This is a genomic window from Ruminococcus bicirculans (ex Wegman et al. 2014), assembly GCF_000723465.1.
GTDB lineage: Bacteria > Bacillota > Clostridia > Oscillospirales > Ruminococcaceae > Hominimerdicola > Hominimerdicola aceti.
Genome location: NZ_HF545617.1, coordinates 1 through 22,442 on the forward strand (window position 1 = coordinate 1; position 22,442 = coordinate 22,442).

Below are 22,442 nucleotides of genomic sequence, written 5' to 3' on the forward strand. Positions count from 1 at the left end.
GTGATAATTTCATCAGTTATAATGATAAGCTTTGTGGCATTTGCACCGCAGGAATCCGCTAAGACTTATGTGAATGTTATAACAGCTTCTGCCGCTGACTTGATGACAAAACCTGTTTTGATAAAAAGACAAGCGTATTCAAACAAAATAGAAGCAGGAGTAAAAAATCTCACCAGCTTTTCATCAAAGACTACATTTGAGGTCTATGTAAACGGACGCTATGTAAGAAAATATACATGGCAGGCACTTAAAAAGGATAACTATATAAATATAACCAATGACGGCAAGCTTTATCTTAAAGCTTCCACAAAATATAAAGTCACCGTCAAAGCGGTAAACGGCAGTGCCAAGTCAGAGTCATCGGTCCTCAACGTAAAGACAGCAGCAAAAACATACTATTATATAGATAAAAACGTTCAGCTTTATAGCTTTAAAAACGGTAGGTTCAAGAAATCCTCAAAAACAAAAGCCTCTGTGGCTGTGTCGGGTACTCTCACTACCGATAAAAATAAGCGTGTGGCAGGTCAGAGCAAGAATATCGGCGGAGCAAATTATGTCCTTATCAATGAAGGCGATCATAAGGGTAAGTACGTCAAGGTAGGAAAAGGTGTGAAGCGTACACCTGAGAGAAAAGCAAGAATAAAAACAGCCGTTGATTATGCCGCAAGCATGAACGGCGGAAGATATGTCTGGGGCGGAACAAAGTATAAGGCAACGGACTGCTGTGGATTGACAATGCAAGCCTATAGAAAAGCCGGTGTTAATATGTATAACAGCGTATATTCGCAGGCGAAAATGGGAAAAGCAGTGTCTTTGAAGAATATAGAAGCAGGAGACCTGATAATCTGTAATAACTATGGCCATGTAGCAATGTATATAGGCGGTGGAAAAATAGTCCATGCTATGAGTACATATTATGGGATCAGAATACAGCCTCTTGCAAATATCAAGTATTGCGGAAAGATAAACACTATCAGGAGAATACTGTAGTAAGTGAGGAGCAGAGCTAAGTGAGGAGTGAGGAGTGAGGAATGGCGGAGTCAAACCGAGCTGAACACCAACACAAAGTAGAGGAAACACCGAGCAGAGCGATCTTGCGGCATAACAAACTGTCGAATAACTGTATCGGCAAATTTTCAAATGTAAATGTAGGGGCTGGCGCCCTCGACAGCCCGATTTTGTTTGCTCGATAATACTTGCGATATCTACACAATTTTTCCTTGACAATCTCGCTGACCAGTGTTATAATAAAAAAGCAGAAAAACTGCGAAAAAATCGAATAAAGTTTGCAGGGGGACCCAAGCAAAAAGCTGGGTTGAGAAGGTAAAACCTGACCCTTTGAACCTGTTGGTCAATACCAGTGTAGGAAGCAATTTGTGTAAATTTTACCTCCTGCATTGTCAGGAGGTTTTTTGTTTCCCCTTTTCCATAAGAAAGGAATAAAGTATGTTAAAATGTTTGTCAGTGGCAGGCTCGGATTGCTCCGGTGGCGCAGGTATACAAGCCGACCTTAAAGCCTTCAGCGCTAATGAAACTTTCGGCATGAGCGTTATTACCTCTGTCGTCGCTGAAAATACTACCCGTGTGCTGTCTGTTTTCAACGTACCCGTTGAGGAGATACAAAAACAGATAGACGCAGTGTTTGAGGATATCCACGTCGATGCCGTAAAACTCGGTATGCTCCCAACTGCCGAAATTATTTCAGCAGTTGCGGATAAGCTTAATGAGTATAAACCAAGTATTATCGTCTGCGATCCCGTCATGGTCGCTACAAGCGGCGACGCTCTCTCTGAGGGCGGAACTGTTTCCACCATGAGGGAAAAGCTCTTTCCTATAGTTACGCTCCTTACACCGAATATCCCCGAAGCCGAAGCTATCTCAGGCTTGGAGATAAAGAATGAAAACTATATGGAAAAAGCCGCAAGGATAATAATGGATATGGGCGTAAAAAACGTCCTCGTCAAAGGCGGTCATCTCACTGGCGACGCTGTGGATTATCTCTGTACCCCAGAGGGTGTTCATAAGCTTGCCTGCAAGCGTGTTGATTCGCCTAATACCCATGGCACTGGCTGTACTTTGTCATCTGCCATAACTGCAAACCTTGCCCACGGTATGGATATGCTCTCCGCTGTAACAAAGGCGAAAAACTATATCACCGAGGCAATAGAAAAATCATTCACAGTGGGCAAAGGACATAGCCCCGTTAATCACTTTTATGACTATTACGATTTGAAAGGAACTGTTCTATGAGAAATTATAAAACTCAAATGGAAGCCGCTAAAAAGGGTATCGTTACCCCTGAAATGGAAACAGTGGCTAAGAAAGAAAATATGGACGTAAACGAGCTTATGGCTCTTGTTGCAGCAGGTCAGGTGGCGATCCCTGCCAACGTAAACCATACTGCTCTCTCTGCCGAGGGTATCGGTAAAGGTCTTAAAACTAAGATAAACGTAAATCTCGGTATCTCAGGGGACGCTAAGAATTATGACATTGAGATGCAGAAAGTGGATATGGCTATCAAGTTCGGCGCTGAAGCTATCATGGATCTGTCAAACTACGGCAAGACCAATACATTCAGAAAAGAGCTAGTAGCAAAATCGCCTGCCATGATAGGCACTGTTCCTATGTATGACGCTATCGGCTACCTTGATAAAGACCTCCTTGAGATATCAGCTCAGGACTTTCTTAAAGTAGTAAAAGCCCATGCAGAAGAGGGCGTTGACTTTATGACTATCCACGCAGGTATCAACAGACGTGCAATCGAAGCTTTCAGACGTGAGGGAAGAAAAATGAATATCGTTTCCCGTGGCGGTTCACTGCTCTTCGCATGGATGATGATGACAGGCAATGAAAACCCATTCTTCGAGTATTATGACGAGGTGCTTGAAATACTCAGAGAGTATGACGTTACTATCTCACTTGGCGACGCACTCCGCCCGGGATGTCTTGCAGACGCCTCCGACGCCGCTCAGATCTCCGAACTTATCGAGCTTGGCAACCTCACAAAGAGAGCGTGGGAAAAGGACGTTCAGGTAATGGTAGAGGGTCCGGGTCATATGGCAATGAACGAGATCGCCGCAAATATGATAATGGAAAAGAAGATATGCCATGGTGCACCTTTCTATGTACTTGGACCTCTGGTAACAGATATCGCTCCTGGCTATGACCATATCACATCAGCTATCGGCGGAGCAATAGCCGCAGCAAGCGGTGCAGACTTCCTCTGCTATGTTACCCCTGCCGAGCATCTCAGACTTCCTGACGTTGACGACGTTAAGGAGGGCATTATCGCCAGCAAGATAGCAGCCCATGCTGCAGATATCGCAAAGGGCGTAAAGGGTGCAAGAGATATAGACGATAAAATGGCGGCGGCACGTCACAAAATGGATTGGGACGAAATGTTCGAGATAGCACTTGACGGTGAAAAGGCAAGAAGATTCTTTGAGCAGACCCCACCTGCCGACAGACATACCTGCTCAATGTGCGGCAAGATGTGTGCCGTTAGAACAACAAACATGATACTCGAGGGCAAAGAGGTGAAATTCTGCTCAGAGAAGTAGAAAACTCGATGTAGGGGCGAACAGCATTCGCCCGCATGATATAAAAATTGAATGTCAGCTCGGCAGTTGTGCGAAAAATCGGACAATTACATGAGAGCAGATATAAAAAGAATGTAATGTGCAAGAGGAGCGTCTTGCGAACTTTTTCATAAAAAGTATTCAGCGAGGGAACCCGTGTTTCGGGGTGAGAGGGTGCAATGGAGCACCGACCGAAAATAATTTACGTCAGATCGTGAGCGGATAGCATAGCCGCGGTCTGTGCGCCGCTGGATAACTTGCTCTTTTTCGTTCGGCGGTGCGATACGATATGGAGGAATAAAAATGAAAAAGACAAACATTCACAAATTGGTATTCGCAGCAGTATTGGTAGCCCTTGCAGTGGTAGGCTCGCTCATCTCGTTCCCTATCGGCGCTTCAAAGTGCGCACCTGTTCAGCACCTTGTAAACATAATCGGTGCAGTTTTCCTTGGACCTGCGTGGGCAGTGGGCGTTGGCTTCACAGCCGCACTTCTCAGAAATCTTCTGGGACTTGGCTCTCTCCTTGCGTTCCCAGGCTCAATGGTTGGCGCATTCGTTGCAGGTATGCTTTATAAGTACATAAAGAAGCTCCCTGCCGCTTATGTCGGCGAGCTTTTCGGCACGTCAGTCCTCGGTGGACTTCTGGCATACCCTGTTGCAAGATTTCTCGTTGGCGCACCAGCTGCAGCAATAACAGTATATATCCTGCCTTTCTTTGTAAGCTGTGCAGGCGGTACAGTTCTTGCTATCGTTATCGTTACAGCTCTTAAAAAGGCAAAAGTATTTGATAATTTCCTTGGCTTCTCAAAGGAGGTAAGAGCATAATGGGCACTATAATTGAAAGCTGTGCGAAAGCAGCAGACAAGGTAAGAGATATATGCCCTTTGGTGCATTGTATCACAAATTATGTTACTGTAAATGACGTTGCAAACTGCATTCTCGCCATTGGCGCTTCACCTATCATGGCAGACGATATCGCAGAAGCAGCAGATATAACTTCTATCTCAAAGGCTCTCGTTATAAACATGGGTACTCTCAATGCAAGAACGGTCGAGTCAATGGTAGCTGCTGGAAAGAAAGCCAACGAGCTTGGCGTTCCTGTGGTTTTTGACCCGGTTGGAGCAGGCGCATCAAATTTCAGAAATGAAACTGCAAAGCGTATACTTGAAAATGTGAAAATAAGCATACTCAGAGGAAATCTTTCTGAAATGTCATATCTTGCAGGACTAGAAGTTTCCACAAAGGGTGTTGACACCTCGGAAGCTGACGAGAAAAACGACCCTGTTTCCGTTGCGAAAAAAACAGCCGCTAAGTATAACTGCGTTGCAGCTATCACAGGTGCGGTGGATACAATAACAGACGGAAAAAGAGTCGCAAGGATATCAAACGGTCACCCATATCTTTCAAAGGTAACAGGCACAGGCTGTATGACAACAGGACTTGTAGGCTCATTTGCAGGTGCTTGCGACGATATGTATACCGCCGCTGTAACAGGCATTGCAAGCATGGGCATAGCAGGCGAGTTCGCATATGAAAATGCTGGAGAGATAGGCTCAGGAAGCTTCCATATTTCTATCATTGACGCAATCAGCAAAATGAATAGTCAGGTATTTGCGGCTAAGGCTAAGATAGAAGAAGTTTAGTATTGCAATATTTCAGATCTAGTGGTATCATATCAATGTGATGCCACTAAATTTTATGTGGTGATGTTGCTTGCAGGGGCGAACAGTGTTCGTCCGTTTGCATTGCATATTATACTTTTTCATACAAAGGAGAATGAAAAATGACCGTAAGATTTGCTTGTGAAAAGGATATACCGCAAATGAACAGCCTGCTCTATCAGGTAGAGAGAGTTCATCAGCAGGGCAGACCTGACCTTTTTAAAGAGGGTGCGAAAAAGTATACTGATAACGAGCTTAAAGATATGCTCAAGGATAAAACTAAGCCTATATTTGCCGCAGTTGATGAAAATGATGTGATGAAGGGCTACGCTTTTTGTGTGTTTCAGGAGCATAAGGGCGACAATGTTCTCACGGATATAAAGACTTTGTATATCGACGATCTGTGCGTTGATGAAAATTGCAGAGGTCAGCATATCGGCTCGGTGCTTTACGAGGCGGTGAAGAAATTCGCTAAGGAGCAGGGCTGTTATAATGTTACTCTCAACGTGTGGGAGTGTAATCCATCGGCAAGAAAATTTTACGAAAAAGCAGGGCTGAAGCCATACAAGACAGGTATGGAAGTTATTTTATGATAAAAGATAAGAGGGTAAAAAAATGGACAAATCGAAAATTGACTACACGCTTTATCTCTGCACTGACCGTGGACTTATGTCCTGCGAAACTATCGAGCAGTCGGTAGAGGAGGGCGTAAAAGGCGGCTGTACAGTTATCCAGCTAAGAGAAAAGGACTGCACTTCAAGAGAGTTCTATGAGCTTGCAGTTAGAGTAAAAAAGATAACGGACAAATACAATGTGCCGCTTATCATCAACGACAGACTGGATATCGCACAGGCTGTTGACTGTGCAGGCGTTCATCTGGGACAGAGCGATATGCCATGTGCAGTTGCAAGAAAAATCCTCGGTGAGGACAAGATAATAGGTATTTCTGCGGCAACTCTTGAAGAAGCTAAAAAAGCACAGGTAGACGGTGCAGATTACCTTGGCGTTGGTGCAATGTATGCCACCAACACAAAGACAGACGCAAGAGCTGTCACAAAGGAACAACTTGTAGAAATAAGAGCCGCTGTGGATATTCCTATCGTAATAATAGGCGGAGTTAATCAAAAAACTGTGCCGAACTTTAAGGGTATGGGTATTGACGGCGCTGCGGTAGTTTCTGCGGTGGTTTCTCAGCCTGATATTGAAAAGGCGGCAAAGGATCTTCGTGAGCTTTGCGAGGATTGCTTCGGAAGATAAGATGTTCAACGGGCGGTTATTAAGATCGTCCGTTTTTTGTTTTGAAAAATGTATGATTTTGTTTTTCGATTTTACACAAATTATACATTGTGCTATTGACGATTAAGTTAAAATCGGTTATAATAAATGAAAAAGCTTTGTTTTTTTGGATTAAAACGCTAATGCGTTGAAATAGTAATGTATGTTAGGAGAGTAAAAATGAAAAAAACTAAGATCGTATGCACTATCGGACCTTCCACAGATGACGAAAACATTATGCGTGAGCTTATGAAAAACGGCATGGACGTTGCGAGATTCAATTTCTCACACTCTGACCACAGTGTTCATAAGGCTCGTTTTGAAACTGTATGCAAGCTAAGGGAAGAACTTGGCGTTAATATTGCAACTCTTCTTGATACAAAAGGACCTGAGGTAAGACTTAAAAACTTTAAGGATCACAAGCCTGTTACTATCAAGGACGGCGATACATTCACACTTACCACAAGAGAAGTGGAGGGTGATGAAACTATCTGCTCTATCACATTCCCACAGCTTCCAAAGGACGTTTCTGTAGGCACTAGAATACTTATTAATGACGGAAATATCGAGCTGAAAGCTACCAGAGTTGACAACACCGATATCGTCTGCGAAGTTATCCACGGCGGAGTTGTTTCCGACCACAAGGGTATCAACGTTCCTGACGTAAACCTTTCTATGCCTTATATCTCTGACGCTGATATGGCTGACCTTGAATTTGGCGCAAAAATGGGATTTGACTATATCGCAGCTTCATTCGTAAGAACAGGCGCTGACGTTATTTATCTTAGAAAATTTACCCAGAGCCTTGGCTGGTTCAATCCTAGAATTATCGCTAAGATAGAAAACGCTCAGGGTGTTGCCAACATCGACGAGATCCTTGACGCTGCTGACGGAATAATGGTAGCAAGAGGAGATATGGGCGTTGAGATACCTTTCGAGCAGATACCTGCTATACAGAAAGAGCTTATCAGAAAAGCCTACAACGCAGGCAAGAACGTTATCACAGCAACTCAGATGCTGGAGTCTATGATAACAAACGCACGTCCTACAAGAGCCGAGATAACCGACGTTGCAAACGCTATATATGACGGCTCGTCTGCTATAATGCTTTCAGGGGAAACTGCCGCAGGTAAATATCCTGTTGAGGCTGTCAAGACTATGAGCCTTATCGCAGAAACGACCGAAAAGGATATCGACTATATCTCACGTTTCAAGAAAAGAGCAGATGAGAGAAATTCATCTATCACTGACGCTATCTCACACGCTACTGTTACAACTGCCCATGACCTTAATGCTGTAGCGATCCTGACAGTTACAAAGGGCGGAACAACAGCAAGAACGCTTTCAAAATTCCGTCCGAACTGTCCTATAATCGCACTTACAACTGACGATACAACATATCATCAGCTCAGCCTTTCATGGGGTATCAGAGCAGGCGTTATCGAAGAGAAAACAAACACTGACGAACTCATCAGACACGCTCTGGAGCGTTCTGTGGAGCTTGGCTATCTGAAGAAGGGCGACCTTGTCGTTATTACAGCAGGAGTACCGCTTGGAATGAGCGGAACGACAAATCTGCTCAAAGTCGAGAGAGCGTAGTTTTTAAGTGAGGAGTGAGGAGTGAGGAATGGCAGCGCCATACCGAGCAAATCACCAACCCAAAGTAAAAACATCCACGAGTGAAGCGAGCAAAATGTCTGCGGAGAGAGCCTTAATAGGAACAAGCTTACTAAGCGGTGCAGAAAAGCAATAGAAGAATTGCAAAAAAATCAATTACAAAGCGGTGTGGAGTGGAATACTCTGCACCGCTTTTGTTGCAAAAAATGTTTGAGCTTTTTGTAGGCGATCACTTTTTTATTCAAATAATTTTCCGTGAATTGGGTAACCGATTCTAACATATGAAAGAAGTATGGCGTAAGAGTAATATTTCTGAATGTGACTTGACTTTGATTTTGAAGTATGTTATTATTTTAACATACGAGCGGTAGTATTATTAATAGGTATGCAATACTGAATATTGAGGTAATATGTGCTGCCCGAAATCTTATGTCAGGAGAGTATAAAATGGAAAGACAGTTTTATGACGAATGGGAAGGCTTTAAGCCCGGCAGATGGTCAAACACTTCTATCAATCTTCGTGATTTTATCCAGAAGAACTTCACACCATATGACGGTGACGACAGCTTCCTTACAGGCCCTACAGAAGCAACTACTAAGCTCTGGGAACAGGTAATGGAGCTTTCAAAGAAGGAGAGAGAAGCCGGCGGTGTTCTCGATATGGACACTAAGATCGTTTCTACTATCACCTCACACGGCCCTGGTTACCTTAACAAGGATCTTGAAAAGATCGTTGGTTTCCAGACTGACAAGCCTTTCAAGCGTTCTCTTCAGCCTTTCGGCGGTATCAGAATGGCTATGAATGCTTGCGAGCAGAACGGCTACACAGTTGATCCTGAAGTTGTAAAGATCTTTACTGAATATAGAAAAACTCACAATCAGGGCGTTTTTGACGCTTACACACCTGAGATGAAGCTTGCCAGACACGCTGCTATCATCACAGGTCTTCCAGACGCTTACGGCAGAGGAAGAATCATAGGCGACTACAGAAGAGTTGCTCTTTATGGTATAGACTATCTCGTTGAGGACAAGAAGGATCAGCTTGCTACTTCACTGGTAAGAATGACTTCTAAGAACATCAGACTCAGAGAAGAGCTTTCTGAGCAGATCAGAGCCCTTGGCGAACTCAAGAAGCTTGGCGAGATCTACGGCTACGATATCTCTCGTCCTGCTAAGAACGCTAAGGAAGCTATCCAGTGGCTGTACTTCGGCTACCTTGCTGCTGTTAAGGAGCAGAACGGTGCTGCTATGTCACTTGGCAGAACTTCTACATTTATTGATATATACATCAAGAGAGATATGGACAGAGGTATCCTCACAGAGCAGGAGGCTCAGGAGCTTGTTGACCACTTCATCATGAAGCTCAGACTTGTTAAGTTCGCTAGAACACCTGAGTATAACTCACTGTTCTCAGGCGACCCAACTTGGGTAACAGAGTCTATCGGCGGTGTTTCTATCGACGGCGTTCCAATGGTAACAAAGACTTCATTCAGATATCTCCACACACTTGAGAACCTTGGTCCTGCACCAGAGCCAAACATGACAGTTCTGTGGAGCACAAAGCTTCCTTTAAACTTCAAGAAGTTCTGTGCTAAGACTTCTATCAAGACTTCTGCTATCCAGTACGAGAACGACGACCTTATGAGAGTTACACACGGCGATGACTACGCTATCGCTTGCTGTGTATCTTCAATGAGGATCGGTAAGGAAATGCAGTTCTTCGGTGCAAGAGCTAACCTTGCTAAGTGCTTGCTTTATGCTATCAACGGCGGTGTTGACGAAAGACTTAAGATACAGGTTGGTCCTAAGTATCGTCCAGTTACAGGCGATTACCTCGATTATGATGATGTAATGGCTAAGTATGACGATATGATGGAGTGGCTGGCTGGTCTGTATGTAAATACACTGAACGTTATCCACTATATGCACGACAAGTATTCTTATGAGAGAGTTCAGATGGCTCTTCATGACAGAGATGTTAAGAGATACTTCGCTACTGGTATCGCTGGTCTGTCAGTTGTTGCTGACTCACTTTCTGCTATCAAGTACGCTAAGGTAAAGTGCATCAGAGATGAGGACGGAATCGTTACAGATTACGAAGTTGAGGGCGATTTCCCTAAGTATGGCAACAACGACGAGAGAGTTGACAAGATCGCAGTTGACCTCGTTAGAACATTTATGGACAAGATCAGAAAGCACCACACATACAGAGATGGTGTTCCTACAATGTCTATCCTTACTATCACATCTAACGTTGTTTATGGTAAGAAGACTGGTTCTACACCTGACGGAAGAAAGATCGGTGTGCCTCTTGCTCCTGGTGCTAACCCAATGCACGGCAGAGATACTCACGGTGCATCTGCATCACTTTCTTCAGTTGCTAAGCTGCCATTCAGACACGCTCAGGACGGTATCTCAAACACATTCTCTATCATTCCTGACGCTCTTGGCAAGGACGACAAGGTATTCATGGGCGACCTTGATATCGAAAGCATAGCTAAGGAGCTTAACGAAGATGGGGTTTAATGTTAAAAAGGACGAGGACGAGGCTCAGGTAAACGAGCTTGTTGACGTCATTGACAGACTTATGATGGGCGGTCAGGGTCATCTTACGATAGACATTGACGAAACTGAAGAAGGTCTGAACGTTAAAACTTACAGCACTTCCGATTGTGGCGGTGACGGCAAGACGGCTTGCTGTCAGCCTACAGAAGAGGACGCTGTTGACAGAGATGAAGATTAACTCCCTATTTTAGAAAACGGCGGAGGTTCGTTTTCCACTTGTTTTCCATAAATACTAAGAAAGGAATGTAATACAATGGCAAACTTTGAACCAACAGAGGCACAGATAGACAACCTTATCGGACTTCTTGACGGATATGCTGAAAAAGGCGGTCATCACCTTAATGTAAATGTACTTAACAGAGAAACTCTTCTGGACGCTCAGGCTCACCCTGAGAAGTATCCACAGCTCACTATCAGAGTTTCAGGCTACGCTGTAAATTTTGTAAAACTTACTAAGGAGCAGCAGGACGACGTTATTTCAAGAACGTTCCACAAGAGCCTTTAATTTGAGCTTTGCCGCATAGAATGAGTTTCTTTGCGGATAATATGCACACGGGCGGTCGGCGTCGTCTTACATGGAACATCTTGTTTTATGTGGATGAGAGCTGCCGCTCGTTTGTTACTTTTTGTGGATAGGTGTGCGGTGATATAAATTTGTGAGCGAGCAGAAACGGGACGTCGAGGGCGCCGTCCCCTACAGAATGGTTTGTGCAGGCTGAACGGGCGTGCGTTTATGTGAAATAAAAAAGGAGGGATATCCCATGGAGGGATTTATACATTCTACGGAAAGCTTTGGTACGGTGGACGGACCGGGGATAAGGTTTGTTATTTTCTTTCAGGGCTGTCCTATGCGGTGTCTTTACTGCCACAATCCTGATACTTGGAAGATAGGCACTGGTACAAAGAGGACGGTTGAAAGTCTGCTGGCGGAATATGACTCGGTAAAAGAGTTCATGAAAAACGGCGGAATTACCTGCACGGGCGGTGAGCCTCTGGTACAAATAGACTTTGTTACGGAGCTTTTTGAAAAGGCTAAGGAAAAGGGGATACACACTTGTCTTGACAGCTCGGGCATCACTTTTACGCCTGACAGCACGGAAAAGTTTGAAAGGCTTTGCAAATGCACTGACCTTGTTATGCTGGATATCAAGCATATTGACCGTGAGGAACACAAGAAGCTTACGGGGCATTACAATGACAACATTCTTGCGTTTGCAAAGTTTTTGTCGGAGTATGGTGTGCCTATATGGATACGTCATGTTGTTGTGCCGGGTATCACGGACAAGGAAGAATATCTTTTCAGGCTGGGTGAGTTTATCTCACAGCTCAAGACTTTGAAAGCGCTTGACGTTCTGCCTTACCACACTATGGGCAAGGTGAAGTATGAGCAGCTAGGTATAGATTATCCTCTTGGTGACACGCCGCCTCTTGACAAGGAGGACGCTGTTAAGGCGAGAGATGTTATCATGAGAGGGCTTAAAGCGGCGTTGAAAAAGAGAAAATAGTATTTTAGACGAGTGGACTTCGGTCTGCTCGTTTTTTTGTGTAAAAGTATATATTTTTCTCGACAAGTTTTTGAAAATATTCTGCATATTTGGATAATTGACGGCAGGCTTAAAATATGGTAAAATAAATAAGTAAGGAATACAGCAATAGAATATTGTTAGGACAGGTTTATATTGGAAACGCACATTCTCTGAATGATAACGAACAACACAGCGTCTGCGAAAGGGCTGTAGGTTTGATATCATAAGGAGGATTTTTTTATGCCAAAGAATTTGTTTCAGGAGATAGTTTTTACGGTGCTGATGGTGTTTGTGATGGTATACGCCATGATATGCTACAACATTGCACTCAACATGGGCGGAATGTCAAATGCCGTATTTCTCAAGGCTTTTCACGAGCTTGTGATAATGGCTCCGATAGCTTTTGTTCTTGACTTTTTTGCTGTGGGAAAGATAGCAAAGAAAAAGGCTTTCAGCATTGTTGATGTGAGAAAGGATAATCCTTTTCATCTTGTGCTTGCCATATCTGTTATCTCTGTTATTTTTATGTGCCCACTCATGAGCCTTGCGGCTACGCTGCTTTTTAAGGACGCAGGCAGGGAAGTTATTGCGGTATGGTTAGAAACAACGGTTATGAATTTTCCTATGGCTCTTTGCTGGCAGCTTTTCTTTGCAGGCCCTATAGTGAGGTTTGTTTTCGGACTTATTTTCAGAGAGCGTGAACAGAAAAGCGAGGCTGTATCTGCAGCTGCGGAATAAGGTTTTTACGAGTGGACTTCAGTCTGCTCGTTTTTTATTTTACACTGAAAAATAAAAACTAAAAAAAGTGTTAAAAGCCTTTACAAAGGCAGGCGGTTGTGTTATAATAGTAATCGTAAAAATTTGCGTGAAAAAGGAGGAGCTTATAGTGCAGAAGGCGTATCTGATTTTGGAGAACGGTACTATTTTCGAGGGTAAAAGTTTCGGCGCAGCTGGCGAAGCTATTGGCGAAATTGTTTTTACTACGGCTATGACAGGCTATCTCGAAACACTTACTGACCCTAGTTACTACGGACAGATAGTTGTTCAGACATTTCCGTTAATTGGTAACTATGGTGTTATTCCTGAGGATTTTGAAAGTGAATGTCCTCATGTTAAAGCTTATATTGTTAGAGATTGGTGTCAAGAGCCTAGCAACTTCCGTTGTGAGGGTGATCTTGACACTTTTTTAAAGCAGCATAACATCGTTGGTCTTTACGGTATCGACACTCGTCAGCTCACAAAAATAGTTCGTGAGTCGGGTGTTATGAACGGAAAGATCGTTCCTGAGGGTTCAAGCTTCGGCTTGACAGATCTGAAGAACTACACGATAGTTGAGGCTGTAAAGAACACGACTTGCTCGGAGGAAAAGACATTCGAGCCTGAGGGAGAGGTCAAGAGAAAGGTAGTGCTTTACGATTTTGGTGCAAAGCACAACATTGGAAGAGAGCTTGTTAAGAGGGGCTGTGAGGTAACTGTCGTTCCTGCATACACAAAGGCAGAGAGGATAAAGGAGCTTGCACCTGACGGCATAATGCTTTCAAATGGTCCTGGAGATCCTGCGGAGAATGTGGAGATAATCGAGGAGCTTAAAAAGCTTTCTGAGATGAAGATACCTACTTTTGGAATTTGTTTGGGTCATCAGCTTTTGGCGCTTGCACATGGTGCGATGACACACAAGCTGAAGTATGGTCACAGAGGTGCGAACCAGCCTGCTGAGAACACTGAAACAGGCAGAGTTTACATAACATCACAGAACCATGGATATGCAGTAGAAAACGATTCGCTCCCTGAGGGTGAAGCAAAGGTGCTTTATGTAAATGCCAATGACGGCACTTGTGAGGGTATCAGATATCTCAACGAGCCTGCATTTTCTGTACAGTTCCACCCAGAGGCTTGTGGTGGTCCGCATGATACTGACTTCTTGTTTGATGAGTTTATTGAGCTCATTGACACTAACAAGAAGTAAGCTCTGATTTTTTGAAGTATAGAAATTATTGATCTCAGTTTCTGCAACAGTAGGGGCGAACAGTGTTCGCCCGTGGCTGACGGAATGTGTTTGATATGACTATTGTAGTGTTCATTATTCGAGCGGCTTTTATATGGGGCGGTCGTGATAGTGAACGGGCGAACGCTGTTCGCCCCTACATTATGTTTTACTGAGGTCGTTAAGCTTTAACACAGAGGGCTGCTGGGTGCGGTTTTCGAGAGTGTGAGAAGGGATAACTCCTCACTCCTCACTCCTCACTTTCAGTGTTTCCCTAAACTTTTCAGAAAGGATTGAATTTAAGTGCCTTTAAATAAAGATATAAAGCGAGTTCTCGTTATCGGCTCGGGTCCTATCGTTATCGGTCAGGCCGCTGAGTTTGACTATGCAGGTACACAGGCTTGCCGTGCGCTCAAGCAGGAGGGTCTGGAGGTTATTCTTATAAACTCTAACCCTGCTACTATCATGACGGACAATGCTATGGCTGACAAGATATACATTGAGCCGCTTACTCTTGAAACTGTTAAGAGAGTTATCAAAAAAGAACGCCCTGACAGCCTGCTTTCTACCCTTGGCGGTCAGACGGGTCTTACGCTTTCTATGCAGCTTGCTAAGGAGGGATTCCTTGACAAGTATAATGTTAAGCTTCTTGGTGCTAACCCTGAAACTATCGATAAGGCTGAGGACAGACAGATGTTCAAGGACACTATGGAGTCTATCGGTCAGCCATGTATCCCTTCAAAGGTCGTTAATACTGTTGAGGACGCTGTAGACTTCGCTAATCAGCCTGGTATCGGTTATCCTCTTATCATCAGACCTGCTTTTACACTTGGCGGTACAGGCGGCGGTATAGTTAATGATGAAGAAGAACTGAAAGAGATCACAAGAAATGGTCTTTATCTTTCACCTATCACTCAGGTGCTTGTTGAGAAATGTATCGCAGGCTGGAAAGAGATAGAGTTCGAGGTAATGAGAGACGCTAAGGGCAACGTTATCACGGTTTGCTCAATGGAGAACTTTGACCCTGTTGGTGTTCACACAGGCGACTCTATCGTTATCGCTCCTGCTGTTACGCTGGCTGATAAGGAATATCAGATGCTCCGTTCTGCGGCTTTGAAGATAATCGATACTCTTAAAGTAGAGGGTGGCTGTAACTGTCAGTTCGCTCTTAACCCTGATAGCTTCGAGTATGCTGTTATCGAGGTAAACCCTAGAGTTTCACGTTCTTCCGCACTTGCTTCTAAGGCGACCGGTTATCCTATCGCTAAGGTCGCAGCTCAGATAGCTATAGGATATACTCTTGACGAGATAAAGAATGCTGTAACAGGCAAGACTTATGCTTGCTTTGAGCCTGCCCTTGACTATGTTGTTGTTAAGCTCCCTAAGTGGCCTTTCGACAAGTTCGTTTATGCTAAGCGTGAGCTTGGTACACAGATGAAGGCTACTGGTGAAGTTATGGCAATCGGCTCAACTTTTGAGCAGGCTATAATGAAGGCTGTAAGAGGAGCTGAGATAGGTCATGACTGCCTTATCTCACCTAAGATGCTTGACCTTGATGACAAGACTATCCATGACAGACTTTCTGACTGCACAGACGAAAGACTTTTCGTTGTATACGAGGCTCTCAGACGTGGCGTTTCTGTTGATGAGATACACAGCATCTCTAAGATAGACGAGTGGTTTCTCTACAAGCTCTGCAAGCTTATCGACATGGAAAAGACACTCAAAAATGACTTCAACGAGGAAACTTATCTTGAAGCTAAGAAGATAGGCTATACTGATAAGGTCATTGAGAAGATAACCGGCAAGAAGATAGAAAAGCCTGTTCATGCTGTATTTAAAATGGTTGATACCTGTGCGGCTGAGTTTGCGGCTATGACACCTTACTTCTACTCAACATATGACAACGAGGACGAGGCAAGCGAGTTCATTGCAAACAGAGGTCATGACAGAAAGACTGTTATAGTATTCGGTTCAGGTCCTATCAGAATAGGTCAGGGTATCGAGTTCGACTATGCGTCTGTTCACTGCGTATGGGCTTTGAAAGAAAAGGGATATGACGTTGTTATCGTAAACAACAACCCTGAGACAGTTTCAACTGACTTTGATACTGCTGACAGACTTTATTTCGAGCCTCTTACCGACGAGGACGTTATGAACATCATCAGAGTTGAGAAGCCTGTCGGCGTTGTTGTGGCATTCGGCGGACAGACTGCTATCAAGCTTACAAAGCATATGGCTGAACATGGTGTAAACATTCTTGGTACTCCTCCTGACGCTATCGACGCTGCTGAGGACAGAGAGAGATTTGACGAGCTGCTTGAACAGCTGAAAATAAAGAGACCTCAGGGCTTCACTGTTATGACTTGTGACGAGGCTCTTGAAGTTGCAAATAAGATACATTATCCTGTTCTTATGAGACCTTCTTACGTTCTCGGCGGACAGAACATGATAATCGCATTCAACGATGACGATATCAAGGAATACATGGCTATCATTCTCGACCAGGGAATAGAGAACCCTGTACTTATAGACAAGTATCTTATGGGCACTGAGCTTGAGATAGACGCTATCTGTGACGGCGAGGATATTCTTATCCCTGGTATCATGGAGCATATCGAGAGAACAGGTATCCACTCAGGCGACTCTATTGCGGTTTATCCTGCATGGAATGTTTCTGACAGCTTGATAAACAGAATTATCGAATGCTCAAAGAAGCTTGCTATCGCACTTAACACAAAGGGTCTTGTAAATATTCAGTATATTGCATACCATGACGAGATATATGTTATCGAGGTAAACCCACGTTCTTCAAGAACTATCCCTTATATCTCTAAGGTAACGGGCGTTCCTATGGTAGACCTTGCAACTAAGTGTATGCTGGGCGAAAAGCTCAAGGACATGGGCTACGGCACTGGCCTTTACAGAAATTCACCATATGTTGCCGTTAAAGTTCCTGTATTCTCATTCGAGAAGCTTATCGGCGTTGACAACCACCTTGGACCTGAGATGAAGTCAACAGGTGAGGTGCTTGCAGTTTCTAATTCTCTTGAAGAGTCACTGTATAAGGGTCTTACTGCTGCGGGCTACAAGCTTGGCAAGAAGGGCGGAGTATTCATCACTGTCAGAGATTCTGACAAGGGCGAGATACCACAGACAGCTAAGATGTTCGCTGACCTTGGATTTAAGATATACGCTACAAACGGCACTGCTAAGGTGCTTCACGAGCACGGCATTGACGCTGAGGTAGTGGCAAAGATACACGAGAACGAGGACAACAACACTCTCACACTTATCGAGAGCGGAAAGATAGCTTATGTTATCTCAACTTCTTCAAAGGGAAGAATACCTACAAGAGATTCTGTTAAGATAAGAAGAAAGACTGTTGAGTGGAACATTCCTTGTCTGACTTCTATCGACACTGCAAACGCTATTGCGGCATCTATCAGAAGTAAATACACTGAGTCAACTACTGAGATAGTTGATATCAACAACATGAGAACTGAAAAGCAGACATTTGAGTTCACTAAGATGCAGGGCTGCGGCAATGACTACATCTACTTCAACTGCTTTGACCAGAGAATAGACAATCCTGAGGGCCTGGCACTCAATCTGTCTGACAGACACTTCGGTATCGGCGGTGACGGTGTTATCCTTATCTGCCGTTCAAAGGTCGCAGACGCTAAGATGAGAATGTTCAATCTTGACGGTTCTGAAGGCAAGATGTGCGGAAACGGTATCAGATGCGTTGCTAAGTTCATGAGAGATAACGGCATTGTTGACAAGGACGAAATGACTATCGAAACACTTTCGGGTATCATGACAGTTTCACTTATCCGTCACTACGGTGAGGTAAGCGGTGCTACTGTAAACATGGGCAAGGCTATTCTTGCTCCTCACCTTGTTCCTGTTGAACTTGAGCCTGACGAGAACGGCAGGGTAGTTGACAGAAAGGTGAACATTGCAGGAAATGACTACAACATCACCTGCGTTTCAATGGGCAACCCACACGCTGTTGTATTCATGAACAATGTTGACAGCCTTGACATTGACAAGGTAGGTCCTGAGTTCGAGCATGACAAGATATTCCCTGAGAGAGTGAACGCTGAGTTTATCAAGGTGATCGATGACCACACACTCAAGATGAGAGTATGGGAGAGAGGCTCCGGCGAAACTTGGGCTTGCGGCACCGGTGCTTGTGCAGCAGCAGTTGCGGCTGTTCTTAACGGATTCTGCAAAAAGGACGAGGAGATATCTGTTATACTTAAGGGAGGCACTCTTAAGATAAGATACACAGACGAGGCTGTATATCTTACAGGCGACGCTGTAACAGTATTTTCAGGTCACATCGTAATGTAAATTTCGCAGCGGACACTGCGTTAAAAAAGCGGCAGCCGCAGAGCGTTTTGAATGTGCTTTGCGGCTGTGTGCGTTTTATAAGTTTGACCCGTGAAACTTCGGGTCGCAAAAATGAAAAGGAGTTGGAATTATGCCAAGTATAAACGAAAATTTTCTCAAGCTGGAAAAGAATTATCTTTTTATAAACATTGCCAAGAAGGTAAAGGCCTTCACTGAGGCACACCCTGAGGCTGACATTATCAGAATGGGTATCGGCGACGTTACTCAGCCTATCGCAAAGTGCGTTGTTGAGGCAATGAAAAAGGGCGCTGACGAAATGGGCGTCAAGGAAACATTCAAGGGCTATGAGGACAGCGGTGCAGGATATGACTTCCTGAAAGAGGCTGTTGCAGGCTACTACAAGAGCTTCGGTGTTGACATTCCTGCTGACGATATCAGGATAAACGACGGTGCAAAGTCTGACTGCGGAAACATTGTTGACATTTTCGGTGACGACAATGTAGTGCTTATCACAGACCCTGCATATCCTGTTTATGTTGACACGAACCTTATGAACGGCAGAAAGGTAATTTATGCTGATTCAAACGAGGAGAACAACTTTGCGGCAATGCCTGACGAGAACGTAAAGTGCGACATTATTTATCTTTGCTCACCTAACAATCCAACGGGTTCTGTTTACACTAAGGAGCAGCTTAAAGTTTGGATAGACTATGCAAAGAAGAACAACGCTATCATCATTTATGATTCTGCATACGAGGCATTCATTACAGAAAAGGACGTACCAAGAAGTATTTTTGCTGTTGAGGGTGCAAAGGAATGTGCTATCGAGATGTGCTCACTTTCAAAGACAGCAGGCTTCACAGGTATGAGATGCGGATATACAGTTATCCCACACGAGCTTGTTGTTAAGGCATCTGACGGCAGCGAAGTTTCTATCGCTCAGCTTTGGGGCAGACGTGAAGGCTCAAAGTTCAACGGTGTATCATATCCTGTTCAGTGTGCTGCTGCGGCTGTATTCACTGAGGAGGGTCAGAAGCAGACAAGAGCAAACATTGAATACTATCAGAACAACGCAAAGGTAATGGCTTCCACACTTGACGAGCTTGGTATTAAGTACACAGGCGGCAAGAACTCGCCATACATCTGGCTGAAATGCCCTAACAACATGGGTTCTTGGGAGTTCTTTGATTATCTTCTTGAGAATGCAAATGTTGTTGGCACACCTGGCGCAGGTTTTGGCAAGAATGGCGAAGGCTGGTTCAGACTTACTGCTTTTGGTGATAAGGACAGAACTGTTGAGGCTATGGAGAGAATAAAGAAGCTGCTTTCTAAGTAGTGAGGAGTTAGGAATTATTCTTGCTTTTACTCTGATATTCTCGGATAGGTTTTATATGATTTTAAAAGGGCGGTTTTGACCGCTCTTTTTTTTGTTCGCAAATTCTACCGTCGCAAAATCGCTTCGCTCTTTGCGTGGTGGGGTTGTAAAATGAGATAGTAAAAGCGGTGCAGATTTTTTACTCCGACACCGCTTTGTTATTTGCTTTAGTTTGTGTTTCTTCTACTTGGTAGTGGCTCTTTGCTAGGTTTGGCTATGCCAATCCTCACTCCTCACTTAGCCTACACCTTTATTCTTCGATACTCTCCCGGAGTCATATTTTCATACCGTTTGAATACCACGGAGAAATAAGATCCGTCCTGAAAGCCCGTTTCATCTGATATCTCGCCTATGGTCTTGTTGGAATACACAAGCAGATCCTTTGCGTGCTGTACCCTTACTTGCGCAAGATACTCCATAGGTCTGAGCTGAAAATTTTTCTTAAAAAGTCTGCATAAGTGCTGCTCGGATACTCCTGCGATTTTTGCAAGCTCGTTAAGCTTTATTTGCTCCGGATAATGCTCTTCAATATACTGCAATACGTCTGCCAGGGCAACAGATTGTGCGGTATAAAATGACGAGAGCCTGTTATCAGCTATTTTACGATATTCTATAAGAAAGTCGTAAAGCTGTGCTGAAGCGTAATGATTGCCATAAAGCTTATCACTTTTCAGAGTATAATAGATGCGTGTTATGATACGGCGTAATCTGTCCATATCTACCCCTTGAATGGCGGTGAACTTATTAAGCTTCCACTGCTCCAAGAGGGGAATGACCTGTGAGCCGGAAAAGGCTATCCAATCCAGATACCACGCATCGCTTAGCGCATGATACTCATGAGGACAGAATGGGGGGATATAGAAAACAGTATCGGGCGGTATTTTTGTGGTTTCTCCGTTTATTATGACCTCGCCCTCCCCTGAGCGTGACAAAAATATTTGTGGGTACTCGTAGCCATCTGCACGTTTTATTGGAAACTGCCAGCTTTCAAGTCCCAGACCTACCACATAAAAGGGCAGGTTTTTTTCGTCGCCTATGACGGGATATATCTGTTTGTACATTATTCTGCACCCCCAATTTACATATCTTTATAATACCACTGGGTTTGGGGTTTGTCAAGATAAAACTATTCTTTTGCCGAGCTTTTAAAGAAAAGCGAAAAGATAAAGGCGAATGTCATGGCTGCAGTTATGCCTGCGGCGGAGGCGGTAAGTCCCCCTGTGAAAATGCCTAGGAAGCCTATTTTATCTATCTGTTCACGGACACCGTTATAGAGAAGATAGCCGAAGCCCGTGAGAGGGACAGTTGCGCCACAGCCTGAGAGGTCTATAAGTGGCTTATAAAGTCCCAGCGCACCTAGAAGCACGCCGCCTGTGACGTATGCCACCAGTATTCGTGCGGGGGTCAGTTTTGTGAAGTCCATAAGCACCTGTCCTATGGCACAAAAAAGACCTCCTATAAGAAAAGCCCATAGATAGTCCATTAGTTTGCTCCTTTCATATCTTTTTCCCCTGACAGCCACACGAGATGTGAGATAGAGGGGATAGATTCCCCTTGCTGATTTACTGTTGGTGACATTAGCGCACCCGTGGCAGCAAAGAGGATATTTTTTATTTCACCTGCACGGAGCTTCGGGAGAAAATAGCCGCACAGAACGCTTCCTGCACAGCCACAGCCGCTTCCCCCTGCGTGGATATCCTGCTCGTCAAAGTCATAGAGCATCATACCGCAATCTTTATGATTGTCACGGATATTTATATTTTCACGCTCGAAAAGCTCACAGAGAATACGGCTTCCAACTTTGCCAAGGTCGCCTGTGACGATATAATCGAAGTCGGAGGGGGTCATGCCTGTGTCGGTGAAAAATGTGCTTATGGTGGAAAAGGCTGCAGGTGCCATGGCTGCACCCATGTTGTTGGCGTCGCTCACGCCCAAGTCAACTATTTTTCCGATAGTACAGCCCCTGATGTAGGGGGGCTTGTCCGAGGGGGCAACCACCAATGAGCCTGAGGCTGTGGCTGTCCACTGAGATGTGGGAGTACGCTGTCCACCGTAGTTGAGGGGAAAGCGGTACTGTCTTTCAGCGGTGCAGAAGTGGGAAGATGTGACCGCCATTGCTTTTTTTGCCAGGTCGTTGTCAACGAAAAGAGAGGCGAGGAGAAGTCCCTCCGCCATGGTGGAGCAGGCTCCGTAAATGCCGAGAAAGGGCATTTCAAAGGCTCTTACTCCATAGGTAGTGCCGACACACTGATTTAGCAGGTCACCGCCGAAAAGCACGTCTATATCCTCGGGAGAGAGGGCGGCTTTATCCAAAGCGTGAAGCACTGCCTGCTTTTGAAGCTGACTTTCGCCCTTTTCAAAGCTATCTGTGGATAAATAGGGATCGTCATTTATTTTGTCAAAATAGTCGCCCAAAGGTCCTTCGTTTTCTTTCTTGCCGCCTATGGCTGCGAAAGAGATGACAGAGGGTGAGGTTTTCATAAGCTTAGTGGCTTTCATTTT

General features: G+C 44.4%; 19 protein-coding genes and 1 riboswitch. Of the genes, 16 read left to right on the plus strand and 3 right to left on the minus strand.

Features of this window, described 5'->3' with window-relative positions; translation table 11 throughout:
• The 16 genes from RBI_RS14260 to RBI_RS10575 all read left to right on the plus strand — a co-directional run bounded on the left by RBI_RS14260 (position 1) and on the right by RBI_RS10575 (position 19,901).
• A complete protein-coding gene (locus RBI_RS14260; RefSeq protein WP_051706835.1) occupies positions 1-990 on the plus strand; it encodes a C40 family peptidase in 990 nt (329 codons plus the stop codon).
• A 290-nt stretch (positions 991-1,280) separates the two neighbouring features.
• Positions 1,281-1,386, plus strand: a riboswitch (TPP riboswitch).
• 60 nt (positions 1,387-1,446) lie between these two features.
• Positions 1,447-2,250 (plus strand): bifunctional hydroxymethylpyrimidine kinase/phosphomethylpyrimidine kinase, encoded by an 804-nt coding sequence (gene thiD / locus RBI_RS10505; protein ID WP_041337141.1) that lies wholly within the window; start codon positions 1,447-1,449, stop codon positions 2,248-2,250.
• Positions 2,247-3,560: a phosphomethylpyrimidine synthase ThiC gene (gene thiC, locus RBI_RS10510; RefSeq protein ID WP_041337142.1), complete on the plus strand. Its 1,314-nt coding sequence runs from the start codon at positions 2,247-2,249 to the stop codon at positions 3,558-3,560. Before thiD ends, thiC begins: the two co-directional genes overlap by 4 nt.
• Before the next feature lie 321 nt (positions 3,561-3,881).
• Complete coding sequence (gene thiW, locus RBI_RS10515; RefSeq protein WP_041337143.1) at positions 3,882-4,403, plus strand: energy coupling factor transporter S component ThiW; 522 nt, start codon at positions 3,882-3,884, stop codon at positions 4,401-4,403.
• Positions 4,403-5,221: a hydroxyethylthiazole kinase gene (gene thiM / locus RBI_RS10520; RefSeq protein ID WP_051706837.1), complete on the plus strand. Its 819-nt coding sequence runs from the start codon at positions 4,403-4,405 to the stop codon at positions 5,219-5,221. The genes thiW and thiM overlap by 1 nt, the downstream gene beginning before the upstream one ends.
• A 140-nt stretch (positions 5,222-5,361) precedes the next feature.
• Positions 5,362-5,832, plus strand: a complete 471-nt coding sequence (locus tag RBI_RS10525; protein WP_041337144.1) for a GNAT family N-acetyltransferase — start codon at positions 5,362-5,364, stop codon at positions 5,830-5,832.
• Positions 5,833-5,854: 22 nt separating this feature from the next.
• Positions 5,855-6,496, plus strand: coding sequence for a thiamine phosphate synthase (thiE, locus tag RBI_RS10530; protein WP_041337146.1), 642 nt, complete (start codon positions 5,855-5,857; stop codon positions 6,494-6,496).
• A gap of 198 nt (positions 6,497-6,694) precedes the next feature.
• Positions 6,695-8,113, plus strand: a complete 1,419-nt coding sequence (gene pyk, locus RBI_RS10535) for a pyruvate kinase (RefSeq protein WP_041337147.1) — start codon at positions 6,695-6,697, stop codon at positions 8,111-8,113.
• Positions 8,114-8,578: 465 nt separating this feature from the next.
• The gene (gene pflB, locus RBI_RS10540; protein ID WP_041337148.1) at positions 8,579-10,657 is read left to right on the plus strand and encodes a formate C-acetyltransferase; all 2,079 of its coding nucleotides are present in this window, start codon (positions 8,579-8,581) and stop codon (positions 10,655-10,657) included.
• Positions 10,647-10,874: a hypothetical protein gene (locus tag RBI_RS10545; RefSeq protein WP_022287417.1), complete on the plus strand. Its 228-nt coding sequence runs from the start codon at positions 10,647-10,649 to the stop codon at positions 10,872-10,874. The genes pflB and RBI_RS10545 overlap by 11 nt, the downstream gene beginning before the upstream one ends.
• A 75-nt stretch (positions 10,875-10,949) precedes the next feature.
• The gene (gene grcA3, locus RBI_RS10550; protein WP_041337150.1) at positions 10,950-11,201 is read left to right on the plus strand and encodes an autonomous glycyl radical cofactor GrcA3; all 252 of its coding nucleotides are present in this window, start codon (positions 10,950-10,952) and stop codon (positions 11,199-11,201) included.
• A 256-nt stretch (positions 11,202-11,457) separates the two neighbouring features.
• Positions 11,458-12,201 carry a pyruvate formate-lyase-activating protein gene (gene pflA / locus RBI_RS10555; protein ID WP_041337151.1) on the plus strand — a complete coding sequence of 248 codons (744 nt, stop codon included), beginning with the start codon at positions 11,458-11,460 and terminating at the stop codon, positions 12,199-12,201.
• A 261-nt stretch (positions 12,202-12,462) separates the two neighbouring features.
• Entirely contained in the window at positions 12,463-12,960 is a 498-nt protein-coding gene (locus RBI_RS10560; protein WP_041337152.1) for a DUF2798 domain-containing protein, read from the plus strand.
• A gap of 148 nt (positions 12,961-13,108) precedes the next feature.
• Positions 13,109-14,188, plus strand: coding sequence for a carbamoyl phosphate synthase small subunit (locus RBI_RS10565; RefSeq protein WP_370817497.1), 1,080 nt, complete (start codon positions 13,109-13,111; stop codon positions 14,186-14,188).
• A 321-nt stretch (positions 14,189-14,509) separates the two neighbouring features.
• Positions 14,510-18,565 carry a carbamoyl-phosphate synthase large subunit gene (carB, locus tag RBI_RS10570; protein WP_081856044.1) on the plus strand — a complete coding sequence of 1,352 codons (4,056 nt, stop codon included), beginning with the start codon at positions 14,510-14,512 and terminating at the stop codon, positions 18,563-18,565.
• A 130-nt stretch (positions 18,566-18,695) separates the two neighbouring features.
• Positions 18,696-19,901: an LL-diaminopimelate aminotransferase gene (locus RBI_RS10575; protein ID WP_041337153.1), complete on the plus strand. Its 1,206-nt coding sequence runs from the start codon at positions 18,696-18,698 to the stop codon at positions 19,899-19,901.
• A gap of 281 nt (positions 19,902-20,182) precedes the next feature.
• Here the strand turns inward: RBI_RS10575 and RBI_RS10580 are convergent, their stop codons facing one another.
• The 3 genes from RBI_RS10580 to RBI_RS10590 form a co-directional block, all read right to left on the minus strand.
• A complete protein-coding gene (locus RBI_RS10580; RefSeq protein WP_051706839.1) occupies positions 20,183-21,001 on the minus strand; it encodes an AraC family transcriptional regulator in 819 nt (272 codons plus the stop codon).
• A gap of 65 nt (positions 21,002-21,066) precedes the next feature.
• A complete protein-coding gene (gene spoVAE, locus RBI_RS10585) occupies positions 21,067-21,423 on the minus strand; it encodes a stage V sporulation protein AE (RefSeq protein ID WP_041337154.1) in 357 nt (118 codons plus the stop codon).
• Positions 21,423-22,439 carry a stage V sporulation protein AD gene (locus RBI_RS10590; RefSeq protein WP_041337155.1) on the minus strand — a complete coding sequence of 339 codons (1,017 nt, stop codon included), beginning with the start codon at positions 22,437-22,439 and terminating at the stop codon, positions 21,423-21,425. The genes spoVAE and RBI_RS10590 overlap by 1 nt, the downstream gene beginning before the upstream one ends.
• Positions 22,440-22,442 lie beyond the last annotated feature (3 nt).